Raw genomic sequence first — 15,006 nt, 5'->3', positions numbered from 1 at the left:
GACAGGATCGACCACCGGTGGTCGATCCTGTCGAGACCCACCTGAGCTGAGAGGCGACGTCGAGATGTACTTCACCGACCGCGGTATCGAGGAGCTCGAGAAGCGCCGGGGTGACGAGGAGGTCACCCTCGCGTGGGTGGCCGAGCAGCTGCAGGGCTTCGTCGACTCGCACCCGGAGTTCGAGACCGCCGTCGAGCGGTTCGCGACCTGGCTCGCGCGGCTCGACGACCCCGAGGACTAGCTAGAGCACGCCGAGGGCGTCGAAGCCCGCCGCCACCCGGTCCGGGAGCGAACCGCCCTCGTGGACCCAGCGGGCCGCGGCCGCGCGGAACACCGCGATGCCCGCCGCGGCCAGCGCCTCGGCCTCCGGCGTACCGCCGAGCTCGCGTGCGACGAGGAACTCCCACGACAGGAACGTGTCGAAGATCCGCCCGCGCAGCACCACGGAGCTCGCGGCGGCGCCCTGGCGCAGCAGCACCCGGTCGCGGTCCTCGGCGAAGCCGCGGGCCATCACCAGCACCGCCTCGCGGACGACCTCGCCGTCGGTGAGGTCGCGCCGGGCGCGGATCGCGGAGCGGAGCTCGGCCTGCCGGACCTCGCGGCCCATGTCGAAGACGTCGTCCTTGGCCGGGAAGTAGCGGAAGAACGTGCGCGCCGAGACCCCGGCGTCGGCGGCGATCGCGTCGACCGAGGTGGCGTCGTACCCGTCCGTGGCGAAGCGGCGGAGCGCCGCCTCCTCCAGGGCCCGGCGGGTGTCGTCCTTGCGCTGCTCGCGCCTGCCAGGCCCAGGGACGGTCTCAGTCACTGGCGACGGCCGCCTGGATCGCCGTCGCCGACTCGGGGCGCGCGTCCGGCGCGCCGCTGCGCAGCTCCACGCGGTCGAGGGTACCGGTGAACTCGAACGGCGGCCGGTAGTCCCGGCTGACGGCGATCCCCCGGTCGCGGCCCACCAGGAGGCCACCGGCTGCGGTCGAGACGTTCGGGAAGAACACCAGCCCGGGGACGGGTCCCTGCGCCACCTCCACGCCGTCGACGAGGATCACGCCGCGGGCGTCGCGGCCCGGGCGGTAGTGGAGCTCGACCACGTGCGACCCGGCCGGCACCGGGTCCGCCGCGGCCACCCGGCGCTCGCCGTCGAGCAGCGCGAACGTCGCGACCGGGCGACCGTCGAGCAGGTAGAACGCCCAGCCGCCGTGGCGGTCGCCGAGCGCCGTGAGGATCCCGCTGGCGCCGCCCTCGGGCACGTCGACGTGCGCGGTCAGCACGAAGCCGCCGACCTGGCTCGGCAGCTGGGGCACGGGCACCGGGCTGCCGCCGGGGCGGTACACCCCGGCCTCCGCGAGCGGGTACGCACCGGGGTGCATGTGCGCCATCGAACCGGGGAACTCGAACAGCGGAAGCACGTTGTTCCGTCCCGCCTCGGCCCACCAGAGGCCCTCGAGCCGGCGTACGACGTCCGGGTGCTCGGCCGCGACGTCGTACGCCTCCGAGAAGTCGTCGGCCAGCCGGAACAGCGACCAGCGGTCGGTGTCGAAGTCGTGGCTGCCCTGCACGTGGGCGCGCTCGCCGAACTGGTTGGCGACGTGGTCGGTCACGGCCTTCCAGCCGTCGTGGTAGATCCCGCGCGAGCCCATCATCTCGAAGTACTGCTGGGTCCGGTGCTCGGCGGCCGCGGGGTCGCGGAAGCTGTCGATCAGCGACGCGCCGTCCACCGGCTGCTGCGCGACGCCGTCCACGTTCGCCGGCGCCTCGATGCCGGCGGCGTCCAGGACGGTGGCGTAGAGATCGGTCGCGTGGCAGAACTGCTGGCGCACCCCACCGGGCTCGGCCAGCCGGTCTCCCCAGCGGACCACGAGCGGCGTCCGCACGCCACCGAGCCAGGAGTAGCGCTTCCAGAGCCGCAGCGGCGCGTTGCCGGCCCAGGCCCAGCCCCACGGGTAGTGGTTGTTGGCCTCGAGGCCGCCGATCGTGTCGATCTGCTCGAGCGCCGTCTCGACGTCCTCGTTGAGCTCCAGCCAGCCGGCCGCCTCGTTGATCGTGCCGGTCGGCCCGCCCTCGGCGCTGGCGCCGTTGTCCGACAGGATCATCACCAGGGTGTCATCGGCGAGCCCGCGCTCCTCGAGGTGGTCGAACAGCCGCCCGAGGTGGTGGTCGGTGTGGGTGACGAAGCCCGCGAACACCTCCATGTAGCGCGCGAACAGCCGGCGCTCGTCGGCCGAGAGGTCATCCCACGCGGGCACCCACGGCGGCCGCTCGGTCAGCGTCGTGCCGGGAGGTACGACGCCCTCCGCGACCTGCCGGTCGAAGGCGCGCTGCCGCCAGGCCTCCCAGCCGTCGTCGAACTGCCCGACGTACGGCTCGATCCACTCGGGCGGGACCTGGTGCGGCGCGTGCGCGGCCCCCAGGGCGAGGTAGCAGAAGAACGGCTTGCGGGACTCGGCCTGCTGCTGGTCCTGGATCATCCGGATCGACTGGTCCACCAGGTCCTCGGTGAGGTGGTAGCCCTCCTCCGGCGTGCGCGGCGGGTCGATCGGGGTGTTGTCGCGGACCAGCTCCGGCGCCCACTGGCTGGTCTCGGCGCCGAGGAAGCCGTAGTACCGCTCGAAGCCCATGCCCAGCGGCCAGCGCTCGAACGGGCCGGCCGAGGAGTACTCGACCTGCGGCGTGAGGTGCCACTTGCCGACCGCCATCGTGTTGTAGCCGTTGTCGCGCAACGTGCGCGCCATCGTGGCGGCGCTCGACGGGATCCGGCCGGTGTAGCCGGGGAAGCCGAGCGCGGCCTCCTCGGTGACGCCCATGCCCACGGCGTGGTGGTTGCGCCCGGTGAGCAGCGCCGCTCGGGTCGCCGAGCACACCGCGGTCACGTGGAACCGGTTGTAGCGCAGGCCGCCGGCCGCGACCCGGTCGATGTTCGGGGTGTCGAACCCGGCGCCGAAGCAGCCGAGCTGGGCGAACCCGATGTCGTCGAGCACGACGACGAGGACGTTCGGGGCGTCCGGGCCGGGCTTCGGGTACTCCACGAAGCGAGGCTCGGAGGTGGCGACGCGGTCGGTGATGCGCTGGGTCGGCATGCGGGCGATTGTGTCAGTTGACTGACACTTTTGTGGAGACCCGCCGTAGGGCAGGATGCCGCCATGACCCAGACCGAGTGGATCACCTCGACCGGCCCGAACGGCGACGTCGCCTACCCGGCGACACCTTGGGCGATGGTCGGCCAGCTCTGGCTCTCGATCTTCAAGCTGAAGACCCCCGTCGACGACCTGCGTCCCGCGGGCATCTACGGCGCGGCGTTCGTCAGCTACGAGCCCGGCAGCCCGCTGACCTACTCCGAGCTGCTCGTCGCGCGGCTCGCGGACACCGACTCCTACGGCCGGCGGGTCAGCATCACCGACATCTGGGTCGACTCACCCGCGTCGGTCGCCGGGGGCCGCGAGCTGTGGGCGATCCCCAAGGGCCTCTGCGACTTCGAGCTCGACACCCAGCGCCGCGGCCCGATCTCGACGACCGAGTGGTCGGCGTCGTTCGACCGCCGGCCGATCGCGAGCGCGTCGTTCACCGACGTCTCGAAGGCGATGGTGCGGCTGCCGTTCAAGGGCGGCACCTGGCAGCCCGGCATCGACGACACCGACGGCGAGGAGCGCACCGCGATCCTCCAGGGCTCGTCGAAGGCACTCCCGTGCCGCGGCCGGTGGGACTTCGCGGTCGACGGCCCGCTCGGCTGGATGCAGGGCGCCCGGCAGCTCGCGTCGTTCCGCCAGGCCGACTTCAAGATGTCCTTCGGCTGAGTGGGCGCTGACCGGATCCAGCCCGCGGAGGAGATCGTCCTCCGGCTGCGGGCGATCGCCACGGCGCTGCCCGAGGCCTACGAGGAGGATGCCTGGACCGGCGTCCGCTGGCGGATCCGCAAGAAGACGTTCGCGCACGTGATGGTCGCGCAGCGCGGCTACGAGTCGTCGTACCGCGACATCACCGGCGACGACACCGAGCGGACCGTGCTGACCTTCCGGGCGACCGGTGACGAGCTGCTCGCCCTCACCCATGCCGGGCTGCCGTTCTACCAACCGCCGTGGTCTCCCACGATCGTCGGCCTGGTGATCGACGACGACACCGACTGGACCGAGGTCGCCGAGCTGCTCACCGAGTCGTACCGGTTCTGCGCGCCGCAGAAGCTGGCCAGGCTCGTCTAGGGCAGGTCTCTCACGCGGGGCCGTCGCGAGCGGCGCGTAGCAGGCCACCGACGTGGGCGACATGCCCTAGTTGCAGCCCCAGCCGTCGTCGTCCGCGTCGAGGCCGTAGGGGTCGTTGCCGACGACCCGGACCGTGCCGGAGACGTACGCCGGCCCGTCCCCGCTGCCGCCGGCGCAGTCCACGTCGCTGGCCACCGGCACGCAGCCGCTGGAGTAGTTCGGGTCGCAGCCCCCGGCGAGCGCGGGCGCGGCGTACGTGCCCACGAAGACCACCCGCGGCACCGGCTTGCGGACCACCACCGATCTCACCTTGACGCGATCGGTGACCTTGCCGTTCTTCGTCGTCACCCGCCAGGTCGTGACGCGCAGGCCATCGTGGCCGCGCCGGGTCACTCGGCGCTCGCCCCTGTCGAGCCTCGTCGTCCGGTGGGTCTGCGTGCCGTTGGGGATCGACTCGCGCTTCCTCACCGTGCGCGTCCCGGACTTCTGGGCCGACACCGGCTTCGTCCGGGCCGCGCTCGGCCGGCTCCCCCGGTCACCCTGCGACCCGCCGGTCGCGGCGCAGCCCGCGAGCGACAGGGCCAGCACCACGCCGGCCGCCAGCACCCGTCCGTACATGGAACGGACCGTAGGAGGAAATGCCGCGGTTGGCACCGGTGGACTACACCGGTCCGCCGCCTGTCAGGACGCTGTGAATCGGGGCCTGGTTGCTGTGAATACCGTGTCATCCGTTCAGCCCGAGCCGGCCCCGGACGACGAGTCCGGCATGACCAACACCATCGGGAGCATCGCCTCCGCCTCAGCACTGACAGCCACGACGAGCGCGCAGCCCCCGCGCGGCAAGGGCGCGTTCGACGCGGTCGCCGACGTCCTGGGCATGGCCGCCGACGACATCGCCGCGGCCGTGACGTCCGGTACGTCGCTCCTGGACCTCGCCGAGCAGAAGGGCGTGTCCTCCGAGGACCTGCTGACCGCGCTCGAGGGGGGCGCGCCGGCCGACCTCAAGGATCGCTCCGACCTCCGCGAGATCGTCACCAGGATCGCGTCCGAGACCGGCGCTCACGGCCCGGGTGGCCCGGGCGGGCCTGGTGGTCCCCCGCCGGGCCCGCCGCCGAGCGGCGTGATGTCGGGCAACCTGACCGAGGACCAGAGCACCACGCTCGACGTCCTCAGCAGCCTGCTCGAGATGGACGAGGAGGAGCTCACCGAGGCGATCCAGGAGGGCGGCCTCGCCGACCTGCTCGAGGAGAAGGGCATCGACCTCACCGAGCTGGCGAACGCCCTCGAGAACTCCCTGTCCGGCACCACCACCGGCTTCCAGGTCGACGTGCGCTGCTAGTCCCCGCCCTGGTCCGGGTCGGCTGCGGGCAGTTCGTCATCGACGGCGTGCTCCGCGGCCGCCCGGCGGGCGGCGTCACGGATCTCGAAGACCTCGGTGGCGAAGCCACCGACCGCACCAGCGACGTCGCGGACGGCGCCGGTGACGATCGTGGCGACCTGCCCGACCGCGGACGCTGCAGCCTCGACGGTGCCCTGCACGGCGTCCTTGCGGATCTCTGCCCGAGTCAGCTCGTCCTTCATGTCGTCCATCCTCAGGCGGCAACGGGCTCCGCGACAACCGGCTCCGGCGTACGTCGCGGTCGATCGGGCAGCGCCATCCGGCAGATCTTGCGGGCCACGCTGCCGAGCTGCTTGCCCAGCGGGCCGGTGTTGTAGGCGAGGCCGTACCGCTCGCAGATCTCGCGGACCTCCTCGGCGATCTGGGGGTACCGGCGGGCCGGCAGGTCCGGGAACAGGTGGTGCTCGATCTGGTGCGACAGGTTGCCGGTCATCACATGGAAGAGCTTCCCGCCGGTGATGTTCGCGGAGCCGAGCAGCTGGCGGTAGTACCAGTGGCCGCGGGTCTCGTCCTCGCACTCCTCCTGGCTGAACGTCGCGACGCCCGCAGGGAAGTGACCGCAGAAGATGATGTTGAACGCCCAGATGTTGCGGACCAGGTTCGCGGTCGCGTTGCCGGCCAGGGTCAGCGGGAAGAACGGCCCGGTGAGCGCCGGGAACAGCACGTAGTCCTTGAGCGCCTGGCGCTTCACCTTCCGCATGATCCCCGCGTGCAGCGCCTTGTTCTCCGCCATCGTGCGGCGACCCTTGACGAGGTTCTCGACCTCGAGGTCGTGCATCGCGACGCCCCACTCGAAGAAGATCATCAGCAGGAGCGCGTACACCGGGTTGCCCAGGTAGTACGGGTGCCACTTCTGGTCCTCGTCCATCCGGAGGATGCCGTACCCGATGTCGCGGTCCTTGCCGAGGACGTTCGTGTACGTGTGGTGGATGTAGTTGTGACTGTGCTTCCACTGCTCACTGGGGCACACGTTGTCCCACTCATACATCCGCGAGCTCAGCGCCGGGTCGCCCATCCAGTCGTACTGGCCGTGCATGACGTTGTGGCCGATCTCCATGTTGTCGAGGATCTTGCTGATCGACAGCGCGGCGACCGCGAGGGGCCAGGCCGGCGGCAGGTAGAACAGCGCGCGGCCGGCGATCTCGAAGCCGTTCTTGGACTTCACGACCTTGCGGATGTACGCCGCGTCCTCGTCGCCGAGGTCGGCGATGATGCGCCGGCGGATCGCGTCCATCTCCTCGCCGAACCTCTCGAGCTGTTCGTCGGTGAGCGTCGTCGTGTTCATGGTGTCCTCCTAGAGCTCCACGGCGCAGTCGCCGACGGGAGCGTTGACACAGATCTGGATGTCCTCGCCAGGGAGCGAGGACTCGACACCGGTCAGCACGTTGCGGACGGTGCCCTCGGTCTTGCGGGACGTGCACGAGAAGCAGATCCCCATCCGGCAGCCGTACTCCGGCTTCAGCCCCAGCGCCTCGGCCTGCTCCAGCAGGGTGGCGCCGGTGTTCTCACCACTCACGCCCGAGCGCTCGAACGCGACGTCGCCGCCGCCCGCCCCCGTGGCTCCGTCACTCCTGGTCAGCGGCGGCTTGAAGTACTCGACCCGGAGCGCGTCCGAGCCGTCGTACGCCGCTCGCACGGCCTCGACCATCGGCGCCGGCCCACAGGCCCACGTCGGCACCTCGCGGTAGCCCGGCACGAGCCGCTCCAGGAACGCCGGCGACAGGTTGGGGTCGCCGAGCTCGGGATGCAGCAGGTGCACGTCGATGCCGTGGCCCGAGCGACGGATGTCGTCGAGCTCGGCCGCGAAGATCTGGTGCTCGGGGCTCTGCGCGTAGTGCAGGAACGTGACCCGGCCCCGGTGCGTGCGGCGCTGCAGCGTGCGCAGCATCGACATCACCGGGGTGATGCCGGAGCCGCCGCTGATCATCAGCAGGTGCTCGGGCACGTGGTCCGGGAGCACGAACTCGCCCGCGGCCTGCGACAGGTGCAGCATCTGGCCGGGCCGGGCGCGCTCCACGAGGAACCGGGAGACACCCTGCCGTTCGGGGGCGTCCGGGTTGGCGCGGAGCGTGATCGTGAACCGGTCGCCGGTGCGGGACTCGGGGCTGGAGATCGAGAACACCCGCGTCGTACGCCGGGCGCCGTCGACCTCGACGCCGACCTGGACGTGCTGGCCGGCGCGGTGGCCCTGCCAGGTCGAGGTGGGCTGGAGGGTGAGCGTGGCGACGGCCGGGTGCCCGGCGACGTCGACCTCGCGGTGGATGGAGACGACGCGGGCGCGTACCTCGTGCGCGGCCCACATCGGGTTCAGCTGCTCGAGGTAGCGGTCCACGCCGTGCGGCGACGTGAGCGCCGCGACCGCCCGGGATCGGAGGATCCGGTTCATGGCCACTCCTTCCTTTCAGTGCACGTTCGTACACTCAAACGATGCCCGCATACCGTCGGTACGGTCAAGACCCGCGTTCGTGAGTCGGAGCACAGCCGTGCTCCAGGTCTACGCTGAGCGCATGAGCACCCGCGTCGAGCAGAAGGAGCGCACCCGGCGCGCGATCCTCGACGCGGCGCTCGAGCTGTCGGACGAGAGCACGCTGGCGGTGCTGTCGCTGCGGCAGGTCGCCAAGGAGGTCGGCATCGTGCCGACCGCGTTCTACCGGCACTTCGACTCGATCGAGGCGCTCGGGCTGGCCCTGGTCGACGAGTCGTTCGTGTCGCTGCGCACGATGATGCGCGACCTGCGCCGCGGCGACCCGGCGCTCTCCGACGTCGTCGACCGCTCGGTCTCCGTGCTGGTCGCGCACGTGCACCAGGACCGCGCACACTTCCTGTTCATCGCCCGCGAGCGCGCCGCCGGTCCCCCGGCCGTGCGCGAGGCGATCGGTCACCAGATCGAGCTGTTCGAGCGCGAGCTCGCCACCGACCTGGCCAAGCTGCCCGGCACCGACGCCTGGTCCGGCGAGGACCTGCGCGTGCTCTCGAACCTCATCGTGACCGCGATGGTCTCCACCGCCGAGGCGATCCTCGGCGCTGCCGGTCGCCCCGACGCGGAGAAGGAGCTCGTCGAGCAGGCGCGCACCCAGCTGCGGATGGTGCTGATCGGCGCGCTGAACTGGCGCTCGAAGCCGTGACCTTGGTCCGTGGGCGCCTCCGTCGCTGCTTCACCATGTGATGCAGGCGAACCTGCACTTCACATGGTCTGCACGCCATGAGAAGTGACGGATCACCGACATAACATGGTGAACCTGCGGCGGTGAACCTGCGGCGGTCGGCTACGGCGGTCGGCTACGCCGTCGGCCGCACCGTCACGTCCGGGATCGTCGCGTCGCGCGGCAGGTCGAGGACGTGCAGGATCGCGTCCGCGACGGTCTCGGGACGGATCCACGCGGCGGCGTCGTACTCCTTGCCCTCCTGCTCGTGCACCTTGGCCTGCATCGGGGTGCCGGTGCGGCCCGGGTAGACGGTGGTCACGCGGAGTGCCGGCTCCTCGCCGCGCAGGGAGTCGGCGAGCGCCTTGAGCCCGTGCTTCGAGGCGGCGTACGCCGACCAGCCCGGGTGTGCCGCGAGGCCGGCGCCGGAGTTCACGAACACGACGGTGCCGCGGGCAGCGCGGAGGGCGGGCAGCGCAACCCGGGTCAGCGCGGCGGGCGCGACCAGGTTGACCCGCAGCTGGGTCGCCCAGTCGTCGATCGACAGCTCACCGACCGTGCCGAGCTCGACGACGCCGGCGGAGTGCACGACGGAGTCGAGCCCGTCGGGCAGGGTCAGCGACTCGACGGACTCGGGCCAGGCGAGGTCGGCGACCAGCACCAGGGCCCCGGGGAACCGCGCGGCCAGCTCGGCCGACCGCTCCTGGGACCGCGCGAGCAGCACCAGCCGGTCGCCGCGCGCGTGCAGCCGCTCGGCGACGATCGCGCCGATGCCCGACCCGGCGCCGGTGACCAGGTGGGTGGCCGAGTGCTGGGCCATCAGCGGGTGAACACGATCTTGCCGAACTGCTCGCCGTCGAGCATCGCGGCGAAGCCCTCGCGGGCCTCCGTCATCGGGACCGTGCGGTCGACCAGCGGCCGCGCACCGGTCGCGTCGAGCAGGGACACGAGGGAGGCCAGCTCGCCGCGGGTGCCCATGGTCGAGCCGATCACGCTGAGCTGGAGGAAGAAGATCCGGGTGAGCTCGGCGTCGTCGAGGTTCGGGCCGGACGTCGTGCCCGAGGTCACGATCCGTCCGCCCGGACGCAGCGCGCGGATCGAGTGCGACCAGGTCGCCTTGCCGACCGTCTCCATGACCGCGTCGACCTTCACCGGCAGCCGGGCGCCCGACTCGAACACCTCGTGGGCGCCGATCTCCAGCGCGCGAGCACGCTTCGTCTCGTCGCGGCTGGTCGCCAGCACCCGCAGCCCGGCCGCGCGGCCGAGGATGATCGCGGCCGTCGCGACACCGCCGCCGGCGCCCTGCACCAGCACGGTCTCGCCGGCCTTGAGCTCGCCGCGGGTGAACAGCATCCGGTACGCCGTCAGCCACGCGGTCGGGAGGCATGCGGCCTCCTCGAACGACAGCGACGCGGGCTTCGGCACGACGTTCGAGCGGGGTACGGCGACCTTGTCGGCGAACGTGCCCTGGTAGCGCTCGGAGAGCAGCGACCGCTTCGGGTCGAACGTCTCGTCGCCGGACCACGCCGGGTCGCTGATCACCGCGTGCACGACGACCTCGTTGCCGTCCTCGTCGTACCCCGCGGCGTCGCAGCCGAGGATCATCGGCAGCGCCTCCTCCCGCAGGCCGACGCCGCGCAAGGAGAACAGGTCGTGGTGGTTCAGCGAGGCGGCCTTGACCGTGACGGTCGTCCACCCGTCGGGCACGTCGGGGTCGGGGCGCTCCCCTACCTGCAGCCCGGCGAGCGGGTCGTCCTTGGAGAAGCTGTCGGCGTAGACGGCGAACATGCGACCGAACCTACCGGTGGTCGTGGTGCGAGCGGAGCGAGCCTCCACACCACCGTCAGAGCCGCGCCACTCCGTCCCGCCGTGCGGCGTCCGCCACAGCAGCAGCCACCGCCGGCCCGACCCGCGGGTCGAACGGCGACGGGATCACCATGTCCTCGGCCAGGTCGTCGCCGACCAGGTCGGCGAGCGCCTGGGCCGCGGCGAGCTTCATGCCCTCGGTGATCGCACTGGCGTGCACGTCGAACGCGCCGCGGAAGATCCCGGGGAACGCCAGCACGTTGTTGATCTGGTTCGGGAAGTCCGACCGGCCGGTGGCGACCACGCGAGCGTGCCGGTGGGCGACCTCCGGGTGGACCTCCGGGTTGGGGTTCGCCATCGCGAAGATGATCGCGTCCGGGGCCATCCGCGCCACGTCCTCCTCGGGCACCGTGCCACCGGAGACGCCGAGGTAGACGTCCGCACCGTCGAGCACGTCGGCCAGGGTGCCGGTCCGGCCGGTCTTGTCCGCGGTCATCTCGGCCAGCTCGCGCTTGACCGGGGTGAGGTCGTGGCGGCCGGAGTGGACGACGCCCTTGCGGTCGGTGACCGCGAGGTCCGCGATGCCCGCGCCGAGCAGGATCTTGGCGATCGCGACGCCGGCGGCACCGGCGCCGGAGATCACGACCCGCGTCGTGGCGGCGTCGCGGCCGGTGAGCTTGAGGGCGTTCCAGAGCGCGGCGAGCGCGACCACCGCGGTGCCGTGCTGGTCGTCGTGGAAGACCGGGATGTCGAGCAGCGCCTTGAGCCGGTCCTCGATCTCGAAGCAGCGCGGCGCGGAGATGTCCTCGAGGTTGATGCCGCCGAAGCTCGGCGCCAGCCGGGCGACGGTCTCGATGATCTCCTCGACGTCGGTGGTGTCGATGCAGATCGGGATCGCGTCGACGCCGCCGAACTGCTTGAACAGCACGGCCTTGCCCTCCATCACCGGCATCGCCGCGGCCGGGCCGATGTCGCCGAGCCCGAGCACCGCGGTGCCGTCGCTGACGACCGCGACGGTGTTCGGTACCCAGGTGTAGTGCTGCGTCATGGACGGGTCCGCGGCGATCGCCTCGCACACCCGGGCGACACCCGGGGTGTAGGCGAGCGAGAGGTCGTCGCGGCCGGACAGCGGGACGGTGGCGGCGACGGCCATCTTGCCTCCGACGTGCAGGTCGAAGACGGGGTCGCCGGAATGAGGATGAGGAGCAGACATGGAGGGTGCTTTCCAAGGGTGAGAGCGTGCGCGAAGAGGGGTCCGGATCGGGGCGCGGGGTGGTGCGCGGATTCGATCGACGGACCGCAGGGGGTCTCCCTCATCGGCAGTCTGGCACAGGGTCAGAGCTTGCGGGGGCGCGGCCAGACCCTGGCCAGCGTGACTGCCATCACGTCGTCCGCGGGCACCGGCCCGCGGTGCCGCGAGTCAACGCCCTCGTCCGGGTTCTCGCTCAGCAGCCACCACGCCGGGCGGCCCGACGCCGTCGTACGTCGCTCGACCGCCCGCTTCACCGCGACCGTGCCGTCGGCGAGCCGGGCGACCACCAGGTCGCCCTCCTCCACCGCGCGGCGGTACGACACCAGCAGCCGGTCGCCGGGGCGCAGGACCGGGAGCATCGACCGACCACCGACCACCGCGAAGCCCCACGTCGCCACGCGGAGTAGTGTCGCAGCAGCACGAAAGACAACCGAAGACGAGAGGACCCGCATGTTCGCGCGACTGTTCGCCCCCACCCTCGAGGTTTCCGCTCACTGCGACCTTCCCTGCGGCGTCTACGACCCCGCGCAGGCCCGGATCGAGGCCGAGTCGATCAAGGCCCTCATCGGCAAGGTCGCGGACAACGACGACCCCGACTTCCGCACCCGCGCCATCCTGATCAAGGAGCAGCGCTCGGAGCTCGTCAAGCACCACCTGTGGGTGCTGTGGACCGACTACTTCAAGCCGCCGCACTTCGAGAAGTACCCCCAGCTGCACACCCTCGTGAACGAGGCCACCAAGCTCGCCGGCGCCTCCGGCACGAAGGGTGAGCTCGACGCCGCGAAGGCCGACGAGCTGCTCGCGAAGATCGACGAGATCGCGGAGATCTTCTGGGAGACGAAGAAGGCGTGACTTCGTCACGCCCTTCTTCGTCCCACACCTCGCGCCGAAACGAAGTCGCGACCGCGAAGAAGGCTTGAGCAAGCTCCACCGAACGACCCGCCCAGGAACGGGCGGGTCGTTCGTCGTTTCCAAGCCTGGCCCGACCCGCGGGTTACAGTCCGGAGCATGCGCATGCCCTCGGGGGCTGGAACGGCACGCCCACCCCTGCCCCAGCTCGTCGAACGCGCCGACATCCAAGGGCTGCGCGGCCTGGCGGTCCTGCTGGTCGTCCTGGACCACGCCGGCGTGCCCGGGCTCGCGGGCGGCTACGTCGGCGTCGACGTCTTCTTCGTGCTGTCGGGCTACCTCATCAGCTCGATCCTGCTGCGCGAGGCCACGGTCACCGGCCGGGTGTCGTTGGTCGGCTTCTACGCGAAACGGGCGCGACGGATCCTGCCCGCGGCCACCGTCGTCCTGGTCACCACCGCCGTCGCGGCGACGCTCATCGTGTCGTTCGTGCGGGCCGAGCTGATCCGGAAGGACGTGCTCTGGTCGGCGTTCTTCGCCGCCAACATCCACTTCGGCGACCAGGGCACCGACTACTTCTCGGCGGACCTGCCGCCGTCGCCGGTCCAGCACTTCTGGTCGCTCGCGGTCGAGGAGCAGTTCTACCTCGTCTGGCCCGTGCTGCTGATCCTGGTGCTCACGCTCGGCGCCGGCGGGCTCCAGTCGGTGCGCCGGCGGGTTCCCGTCCTCACCGCGATCGTCGCCGCCCTCTGCCTGGCCTCGCTCGCGTGGTCGATCCACCTGACCAGCGACGCGCCCGTCAGCGCCTACTTCTCGACCTTCGCGCGGGGCTGGGAGCTCGGCGTCGGAGCCCTGCTCGCCCTGTTCGGCCACGCGCTGACGCGGGTCCACCGTCGCGTCGGCGCCGCCTTGGGCTGGATCGGCCTCGGCGCCATCGTCGCGGCCGCGGTCGGCTACGACGCCCGGACCGCGTTCCCCGGCTGGACGGCACTGCTGCCGGTCCTCGGCACCGCCCTGGTGCTGGTCGCCGGCGCGAGCGGGGCACCCGCCGGGGCCGCCCGCGTCCTCGGCGTGCGTCCGCTGCGCGGGCTCGGCGACGTGTCGTACTCCCTCTACCTCTGGCACTGGCCGATGCTCGTCCTGGCGGCGGCGTACGCCGGGCACCGCCTGAGCCTGGTCGAGAGCCTGGTCGTGGTGGCGGTCGCCCTGGCGGCCGCGGTCGCGACCTACCACGCCGTCGAGAACCCGGTCCGCCACGCCCGCCTGCTCCGCCTGCGGCCGCGGCGCACCCTGCTCCTCTGGCCGGCAGCAGCCGGAGTCGTCCTGGCCTGCAGCGTCTGGACGACGGCGCAGATCCAGCAGGAGCAGGAAGCCGCTGCGGCCGGCTACCGTGACGTCGACCTGTCGCTGGTGCCGGCGAGCGAGCGCGTGCCCCGCACCACGAGCGTGGCCCACAACAGCGTCGCCGAGGCGCTGGACCGGGCGACCCTCGACTCACCGCTGCCGTTCCCGTTGGCCCAGGACCTCACCGCCATCGCCGACGACCGCTGGGACGGCGATCGCAGGTGCGCGGCGCAGCCCGACGACAGCAGCAGCGCGATCTGCCCGGTCGGCGACCCGTCGGCGACGCGATCGATCGTGCTGCTGGGCGACTCGCACGCCAACATGTGGCTCCCGGCGCTGGACCGGATCGGGCAACGCGCCGGGTTCCAGGTCGTACCGATCATCAAGTTCGGCTGCAGCCCGGTCGACATCGCGATCCACGACCGCGACATGGGCGGGTTCTACCGCCAGTGCGACGAGTGGCGCGACTGGGCCCTCGACCAGGTGCGGGCTCTCGACCCGACCGTGGTCGTGGTCGGCTCGGCCACGCAGACCGTCTACTCGTTCCTGGCCGAGGACCACGAGACCGTGCTCGACGAGGCGGCGGCGATGGACGCGTGGCAGGACGGCGTGGGTCGCCTGGTCGGGGAGCTCGCGACGGTCACCGACGAGGTCAGGTTCCTCGGCGACACCGTCGTCCTCCCGGACAGCCCGGCCGAGTGCCTGTCGAAGCACGACGCCACCATGGCCTCGTGCACGGTCCCGCTGAGCCAGAGCACCCAGGACATCAACGACCGCACGGAGCTGGGACTGCGCGGAACGGCGGCGCGGTTCATCAGGACCACCCGGCTGGTCTGCGCCGACCTCCGTTGCCCGATGGCCGTCGACGGGACCGTGGTGTTCCAGGACCGCCAGCACATCACCGAGACGTACGCCCTCACCGTCACCGACGCACTGCAGCGCCGCCTCGACCTGCCGTCCTAGTCCACCTGCCGTCCCGGTGCGGGTCGATTCTCATTTCCGGCACGTCGTCATCAAAGTCGAGTA

17 protein-coding genes are annotated in these 15,006 nt (G+C 71.6%); 7 read left to right on the top strand and 10 right to left on the bottom strand.

Annotation, left to right across the window (positions count from 1 at the left end; translation table 11 throughout):
• The first annotated feature begins 64 nt into the window (after window positions 1–64).
• On the top strand, window positions 65–241 hold the full coding sequence (locus MJ604_RS10120) for a DUF6104 family protein (RefSeq protein ID WP_243058219.1): 177 nt from the start codon (window positions 65–67) through the stop codon (window positions 239–241).
• Here MJ604_RS10120 and MJ604_RS10115 read toward each other — a convergent pair whose 3' ends face one another.
• A complete protein-coding gene (locus MJ604_RS10115) occupies window positions 242–805 on the bottom strand; it encodes a TetR family transcriptional regulator (protein WP_243058218.1) in 564 nt (187 codons plus the stop codon).
• Complete coding sequence (locus MJ604_RS23840) at window positions 798–3,071, bottom strand: arylsulfatase (RefSeq protein ID WP_279235683.1); 2,274 nt, start codon at window positions 3,069–3,071, stop codon at window positions 798–800. Before MJ604_RS23840 ends, MJ604_RS10115 begins: the two co-directional genes overlap by 8 nt.
• A 63-nt stretch (window positions 3,072–3,134) precedes the next feature.
• On the opposite strand from MJ604_RS23840, the gene MJ604_RS10105 reads away from it, so the two are divergent.
• Entirely contained in the window at window positions 3,135–3,785 is a 651-nt protein-coding gene (locus MJ604_RS10105; protein WP_243058217.1) for an acetoacetate decarboxylase family protein, read from the top strand.
• Window positions 3,786–4,187 (top strand): MmcQ/YjbR family DNA-binding protein, encoded by a 402-nt coding sequence (locus tag MJ604_RS10100; protein WP_243058216.1) that lies wholly within the window; start codon window positions 3,786–3,788, stop codon window positions 4,185–4,187.
• A gap of 66 nt (window positions 4,188–4,253) precedes the next feature.
• On the opposite strand, the gene MJ604_RS10095 is transcribed toward MJ604_RS10100, so the two are convergent.
• Complete coding sequence (locus MJ604_RS10095) at window positions 4,254–4,805, bottom strand: G5 domain-containing protein (protein WP_243058215.1); 552 nt, start codon at window positions 4,803–4,805, stop codon at window positions 4,254–4,256.
• Window positions 4,806–4,953: 148 nt separating this feature from the next.
• On the opposite strand from MJ604_RS10095, the gene MJ604_RS10090 reads away from it, so the two are divergent.
• The gene (locus MJ604_RS10090) at window positions 4,954–5,526 is read left to right on the top strand and encodes a hypothetical protein (protein WP_243058214.1); all 573 of its coding nucleotides are present in this window, start codon (window positions 4,954–4,956) and stop codon (window positions 5,524–5,526) included.
• Here MJ604_RS10090 and MJ604_RS10085 read toward each other — a convergent pair.
• Genes MJ604_RS10085 through MJ604_RS10075 form a run of 3 tightly spaced genes read right to left on the bottom strand, consistent with a single transcriptional unit; the run spans window position 5,523 to window position 7,972 of the window.
• Window positions 5,523–5,768: a hypothetical protein gene (locus MJ604_RS10085; protein ID WP_243058213.1), complete on the bottom strand. Its 246-nt coding sequence runs from the start codon at window positions 5,766–5,768 to the stop codon at window positions 5,523–5,525. The genes MJ604_RS10090 and MJ604_RS10085 overlap by 4 nt on opposite strands.
• Before the next feature lie 11 nt (window positions 5,769–5,779).
• Window positions 5,780–6,871, bottom strand: a complete 1,092-nt coding sequence (locus tag MJ604_RS10080; RefSeq protein ID WP_243058212.1) for an acyl-CoA desaturase — start codon at window positions 6,869–6,871, stop codon at window positions 5,780–5,782.
• A 9-nt stretch (window positions 6,872–6,880) separates the two neighbouring features.
• Window positions 6,881–7,972, bottom strand: a complete 1,092-nt coding sequence (locus MJ604_RS10075) for a ferredoxin reductase (RefSeq protein WP_243058211.1) — start codon at window positions 7,970–7,972, stop codon at window positions 6,881–6,883.
• 121 nt (window positions 7,973–8,093) lie between these two features.
• Between MJ604_RS10075 and MJ604_RS10070 the strand changes: the two genes are divergently transcribed.
• A complete protein-coding gene (locus MJ604_RS10070; RefSeq protein WP_243058210.1) occupies window positions 8,094–8,711 on the top strand; it encodes a TetR family transcriptional regulator in 618 nt (205 codons plus the stop codon).
• Between the two features lie 154 nt (window positions 8,712–8,865).
• Here the strand turns inward: MJ604_RS10070 and MJ604_RS10065 are convergent, their stop codons facing one another.
• The 4 genes from MJ604_RS10065 to MJ604_RS10050 all read right to left on the bottom strand — a co-directional run bounded on the left by MJ604_RS10065 (window position 8,866) and on the right by MJ604_RS10050 (window position 12,239).
• A complete protein-coding gene (locus MJ604_RS10065) occupies window positions 8,866–9,549 on the bottom strand; it encodes an SDR family oxidoreductase (protein WP_243058209.1) in 684 nt (227 codons plus the stop codon).
• Window positions 9,549–10,517, bottom strand: a complete 969-nt coding sequence (locus tag MJ604_RS10060) for a zinc-binding dehydrogenase (RefSeq protein WP_243058208.1) — start codon at window positions 10,515–10,517, stop codon at window positions 9,549–9,551. Before MJ604_RS10060 ends, MJ604_RS10065 begins: the two co-directional genes overlap by 1 nt.
• Before the next feature lie 55 nt (window positions 10,518–10,572).
• A complete protein-coding gene (locus MJ604_RS10055; protein ID WP_243058207.1) occupies window positions 10,573–11,748 on the bottom strand; it encodes an NADP-dependent malic enzyme in 1,176 nt (391 codons plus the stop codon).
• A gap of 122 nt (window positions 11,749–11,870) precedes the next feature.
• On the bottom strand, window positions 11,871–12,239 hold the full coding sequence (locus MJ604_RS10050) for a S24/S26 family peptidase (protein ID WP_279235681.1): 369 nt from the start codon (window positions 12,237–12,239) through the stop codon (window positions 11,871–11,873).
• Between MJ604_RS10050 and sodN the strand changes: the two genes are divergently transcribed.
• Together sodN and MJ604_RS10040 are read left to right on the top strand one after the other, a co-directional pair.
• Window positions 12,238–12,639, top strand: coding sequence for a superoxide dismutase, Ni (gene sodN, locus MJ604_RS10045; RefSeq protein ID WP_243058205.1), 402 nt, complete (start codon window positions 12,238–12,240; stop codon window positions 12,637–12,639). The genes MJ604_RS10050 and sodN overlap by 2 nt on opposite strands.
• A gap of 156 nt (window positions 12,640–12,795) precedes the next feature.
• Window positions 12,796–14,943 carry an acyltransferase family protein gene (locus MJ604_RS10040; RefSeq protein WP_243058204.1) on the top strand — a complete coding sequence of 716 codons (2,148 nt, stop codon included), beginning with the start codon at window positions 12,796–12,798 and terminating at the stop codon, window positions 14,941–14,943.
• The last annotated feature ends 63 nt before the right edge of the window (window positions 14,944–15,006 follow it).

The organism is Nocardioides sp. SR21, from assembly GCF_022761125.1.
Taxonomy (GTDB): Bacteria; Actinomycetota; Actinomycetes; order Propionibacteriales; family Nocardioidaceae; genus Nocardioides.
This window is presented reverse-complemented; position numbering and strand designations above follow the sequence as displayed.

What these genes read in the sequence shown, in the direction of transcription:
- MJ604_RS10120 (WP_243058219.1), top strand. Translation starts at nt 65, where the DNA reads ATGTACTTCACCGACCGCGGTATCGAGGAGCTCGAGAAGCGCCGGGGT.
- MJ604_RS23840 (WP_279235683.1), bottom strand. Translation starts at nt 3,071, where the DNA reads ATGCCGACCCAGCGCATCACCGACCGCGTCGCCACCTCCGAGCCTCGC.
- MJ604_RS10105 (WP_243058217.1), top strand. Translation starts at nt 3,135, where the DNA reads ATGACCCAGACCGAGTGGATCACCTCGACCGGCCCGAACGGCGACGTC.
- MJ604_RS10095 (WP_243058215.1), bottom strand. Translation starts at nt 4,805, where the DNA reads ATGTACGGACGGGTGCTGGCGGCCGGCGTGGTGCTGGCCCTGTCGCTC.
- MJ604_RS10090 (WP_243058214.1), top strand. Translation starts at nt 4,954, where the DNA reads ATGACCAACACCATCGGGAGCATCGCCTCCGCCTCAGCACTGACAGCC.
- MJ604_RS10085 (WP_243058213.1), bottom strand. Translation starts at nt 5,768, where the DNA reads ATGAAGGACGAGCTGACTCGGGCAGAGATCCGCAAGGACGCCGTGCAG.
- MJ604_RS10080 (WP_243058212.1), bottom strand. Translation starts at nt 6,871, where the DNA reads ATGAACACGACGACGCTCACCGACGAACAGCTCGAGAGGTTCGGCGAG.
- MJ604_RS10075 (WP_243058211.1), bottom strand. Translation starts at nt 7,972, where the DNA reads ATGAACCGGATCCTCCGATCCCGGGCGGTCGCGGCGCTCACGTCGCCG.
- MJ604_RS10070 (WP_243058210.1), top strand. Translation starts at nt 8,094, where the DNA reads ATGAGCACCCGCGTCGAGCAGAAGGAGCGCACCCGGCGCGCGATCCTC.
- MJ604_RS10065 (WP_243058209.1), bottom strand. Translation starts at nt 9,549, where the DNA reads ATGGCCCAGCACTCGGCCACCCACCTGGTCACCGGCGCCGGGTCGGGC.
- MJ604_RS10060 (WP_243058208.1), bottom strand. Translation starts at nt 10,517, where the DNA reads ATGTTCGCCGTCTACGCCGACAGCTTCTCCAAGGACGACCCGCTCGCC.
- MJ604_RS10055 (WP_243058207.1), bottom strand. Translation starts at nt 11,748, where the DNA reads ATGTCTGCTCCTCATCCTCATTCCGGCGACCCCGTCTTCGACCTGCAC.
- sodN (WP_243058205.1), top strand. Translation starts at nt 12,238, where the DNA reads ATGTTCGCGCGACTGTTCGCCCCCACCCTCGAGGTTTCCGCTCACTGC.
- MJ604_RS10050 (WP_279235681.1), bottom strand. Translation starts at nt 12,239, where the DNA reads ATGCGGGTCCTCTCGTCTTCGGTTGTCTTTCGTGCTGCTGCGACACTA.
- MJ604_RS10040 (WP_243058204.1), top strand. Translation starts at nt 12,796, where the DNA reads ATGCGCATGCCCTCGGGGGCTGGAACGGCACGCCCACCCCTGCCCCAG.